Origin of the sequence: Isoptericola sp. NPDC058082 (genome assembly GCF_042885055.1) — a bacterium.
In the GTDB taxonomy this organism is placed as follows: domain Bacteria; phylum Actinomycetota; class Actinomycetes; order Actinomycetales; family Cellulomonadaceae; genus Isoptericola.
The window spans coordinates 1-1,126 of sequence record NZ_JBHVSQ010000044.1 but is presented as its reverse complement, the minus strand read 5'-3'; the positions used below and the strand labels follow the sequence as shown (position 1 = coordinate 1,126).

Below are 1,126 nucleotides of genomic sequence, written 5' to 3'. Positions count from 1 at the left end.
CGCGTTCCCGTCCGAGGCGGGCACGATGCTCAAGAACCTGGAGAAGAAGGGCAACCCCTGGGGGCTCGCCAAGAAGCAGCGCGTCGAGTGGACCAAGGAGGTCGACTTCGAGGTCCCGATCGTCGGCAAGGACGTCGAGGACCTGTCGGAGATCGACTACCTCTACTGGGTCGGCTGCGCGGGCGCCCTGGAGGACCGGGCCAAGAAGACCACCAAGGCCTTCGCCGAGCTGCTGCACATCGCGGGCGTGAAGTTCGCGATCATGGGTGGCGACGAGAAGTGCACGGGTGACTCGGCCCGCCGCCTGGGCAACGAGCCGCTGTTCCAGCAGCTCGGCCAGGAGAACGTCGCGATGCTGAACATGGCGTTCGGCGAGGACGACGAGGACGAGACGACGAAGAAGCCCAAGTCGTCCAAGAAGATCGTCGCGACCTGCCCGCACTGCTTCAACACCATCGCGAACGAGTACCCGCAGCTCGGTGGCGAGTACGAGGTCATCCACCACACGCAGCTGCTCCAGCACCTGGTGGACGAGGGCAAGCTGATCCCGGTGACCCCGGTCGAGGGCCTGATCACGTACCACGACCCCTGCTACCTCGGCCGCCACAACAAGGTCTACACGCCGCCGCGCGAGATCATCGCCAGCGTTCCGGGCCTGCGCAACGAGGAGATGCACCGCCACAAGGAGCGCGGCTTCTGCTGCGGCGCCGGTGGTGCCCGGATGTGGATGGAGGAGCGGATCGGCAAGCGCATCAACAACGAGCGCGTCGACGAAGCCCTCTCCCTCAACCCGGACATCGTCTCCACCGCCTGCCCGTTCTGCCTCGTCATGCTGACCGACTCGGTCAACGGCAAGAAGAACGACGGCAAGGCGAAGGAGTCGATCCAGGTGGTCGACGTCTCGCAGCTGCTGCTCGACTCGGTGAAGACCCCGGCGGACCCGGCAGGCGAGCCGGAGACCGAGAGCGCGCCGGAGCCGGAGCCGGTGAAGTAGCTTCCGGTCGCTGGAGGGGCTGATGGGGACTTCCCCATCAGCCCCTCCTGTCATTTCCGGCCCCTCGGCCCCCACCGCTTCACGTCGCTGCCAGGCGACGCTCCCGGGTGCCCTCCATCGACGGGGAAGAGC

The 1,126-nt window shown here is 66.8% G+C and carries 1 protein-coding gene; it reads left to right on the top strand.

Annotated elements, in window-relative coordinates:
* A partial coding sequence (locus ACFVS0_RS21815; RefSeq protein WP_430589113.1) for a (Fe-S)-binding protein occupies positions 1–994 on the top strand: 994 nt, incomplete at its 5' end.
* Between the last annotated feature and the right edge of the window lie 132 nt (positions 995–1,126).